Origin of the sequence: Parasutterella secunda (genome assembly GCF_016901835.1) — a bacterium.
GTDB classification, from domain to species: domain Bacteria; phylum Pseudomonadota; class Gammaproteobacteria; order Burkholderiales; family Burkholderiaceae_F; genus Aphodousia; species Aphodousia faecavium.
Genome location: NZ_JACJKX010000032.1, coordinates 1 through 2,586 on the forward strand (window position 1 = coordinate 1; position 2,586 = coordinate 2,586).

Genomic DNA, 2,586 nt, shown 5'->3' on the forward strand with positions numbered 1-2,586 from the left:
GGTGACTGCGTACCTTTTGCATAATGGGTCAGCGACTTACGTTCAGTAGCGAGCTTAACCGAGTAGGGGAGGCGTAGCGAAAGCGAGTTCGAATAGAGCGAGTAGTTGCTGGGCGTAGACCCGAAACCGGATGATCTATCCATGACCAGGTTGAAGTTGTGGTAACACACAATGGAGGACCGAACCGACTAGTGTTGCAAAATTAGCGGATGAGTTGTGGATAGGGGTGAAAGGCTAAACAAATCCGGAGATAGCTGGTTCTCCCCGAAAACTATTGAGGTAGTGCCTCGCGTATCACTCCAGGGGGTAGAGCACTGTTATGGCTAGGGGGACATGGCGTCTTACCAAACCATGGCAAACTCCGAATACTTGGAAGTGCTAGCGCGGGAGACAGAGCACCGGGTGCTAACGTCCGGACTCAAAAGGGAAACAACCCAGACCGCCGGCTAAGGTCCCTAATATTTGCTAAGTGGAAAACGAAGTGGAAAGGCTAAGACAGTCAGGAAGTTGGCTTAGAAGCAGCCATCCTTTAAAGAAAGCGTAATAGCTCACTGATCGAGTCTTTCTGCGCGGAAGATGTAACGGGGCTAAGCAAGTAACCGAAGCCGCGGATTCATACATAAGTATGAGTGGTAGGGGAGCGTTCTGTAAGCCTGCGAAGGTGTGTTGAGAAGCATGCTGGAGGTATCAGAAGTGCGAATGCTGACATGAGTAACGTTAAAGCGGGTGAAAAGCCCGCTCGCCGTAAGCCCAAGGTTTCCTGCTCTACGTTCATCGGAGCAGGGTGAGTCGGCCCCTAAGGCCAGGCTGAGAAGCGTAGTCGATGGGAACAAGGTTAATATTCCTAGACCATTGTCAAGTATGCGATGGGGGGACGGAGTGTGAAAGATGATCCGGGTGTTGGATATCCCGGTTTGTGAGAGTAGAAGGAGAGCAGGCAAATCCGCTCTCAGATCTTCGAGTCAAAACATCGATTCTCCACGTGAGAAGAAGTCATCGGAAGTGCTTCCAAGAAAAGCCTCTAAGTGGTAGCTTGACAAGACCGTACCGCAAACCGACACTGGTGGGCGAGTTGAATATACTAAGGCGCTTGAGAGAACTCGGGAGAAGGAACTCGGCAAATTGACACCGTAACTTCGGAAGAAGGTGTGCCTTTGTAGCGTGAGAGAAGAAACATCTTAAGCGTGAAGAGGCCTCAGAGAATAGGTGGCTGCAACTGTTTACTAAAAACATAGCACTCTGCAAAGATGAAAGTCGACGTATAGGGTGTGATGCCTGCCCGGTGCTGGAAGATTAATTGATGGGGTGCAAGCTCCTGATCGAAGTCCCAGTAAACGGCGGCCGTAACTATAACGGTCCTAAGGTAGCGAAATTCCTTGTCGGGTAAGTTCCGACCTGCACGAATGGCATAATGATGGCCACACTGTCTCCTCCCGAGACTCAGTGAAGTTGAAGTGTTTGTGATGATGCAATCTCCCCGCGGCTAGACGGAAAGACCCCATGAACCTTTACTGTAGCTTTACATTGGACTGTGAACCGATTTGTGTAGGATAGGTGGGAGGCAGTGAAACTCGGACGCCAGTTTGAGCGGAGCCATCCTTGAAATACCACCCTGATTTGTTTGCGGTTCTAACCTCGGCCCATGATCTGGGCTAGGGACCGTGTATGGTAGGCAGTTTGACTGGGGCGGTCTCCTCCTAAAGGGTAACGGAGGAGTGCGAAGGTACGCTAGGTACGGTCGGAAATCGTGCTGATAGTGCAATGGCAAAAGCGTGCTTGACTGCGAGACCAACAAGTCGAGCAGATGCGAAAGCAGGTCATAGTGATCCGGTGGCTCTGTATGGAAGGGCCATCGCTCAACGGATAAAAGGTACTCTGGGGATAACAGGCTGATACCGCCCAAGAGTTCATATCGACGGCGGTGTTTGGCACCTCGATGTCGGCTCATCTCATCCTGGGGCTGTAGTCGGTCCCAAGGGTATGGCTGTTCGCCATTTAAAGAGGTACGTGAGCTGGGTTTAAAACGTCGTGAGACAGTTTGGTCCCTATCTGCCGTGGGCGCTGGAAGATTGACGGGGGCTGCTCCTAGTACGAGAGGACCGGAGTGGACGGACCGCTGGTGTACCGGTTGTGATGCCAATCGCATTGCCGGGTAGCTATGTCCGGAAGGGATAACCGCTGAAAGCATCTAAGCGGGAAACCTGCCTGAAGATAAGTCTTCCCGGAGGCTAGACCTCCTTGAAGAGTCGTTCGAGACCAGGACGTTGATAGGTCAGGTGTGGAAGCGTTGTGAGACGTTAAGCTAACTGATACTAATTGCTCGTAAGGCTTGATCCTATAACCGTACAGCTTGTTGCTCAAAGGAGCTCAAGACTGCAAGCACAAACCGTAACGCTTTGTGAAACCGAAAAGAATTCGTCGGGTCTGTTAGAAAAACAGATCAGACAACAAGCTTAGCCGGGCGACCATAGCGGGGTGGTCCCACTCCTTCCCATTCCGAACAGGACAGTGAAACGCCTTAGCGCCGATGATAGTTGGTTGTATTTCCAGTGAAAGTAGGACATTGCCCGGCTCCCCATTCAAAAA

At 51.4% G+C, this 2,586-nt stretch carries 2 rRNA genes; both read left to right on the forward strand.

The window, feature by feature from the left end:
• Window positions 1-2,337: ribosomal RNA gene (locus H5985_RS09185) — 23S ribosomal RNA — on the forward strand; the annotation flags it as partial.
• 120 nt (window positions 2,338-2,457) lie between these two features.
• Window positions 2,458-2,572, forward strand: a 5S ribosomal RNA gene (rrf, locus tag H5985_RS09190).
• Window positions 2,573-2,586: the final 14 nt, after the last annotated feature.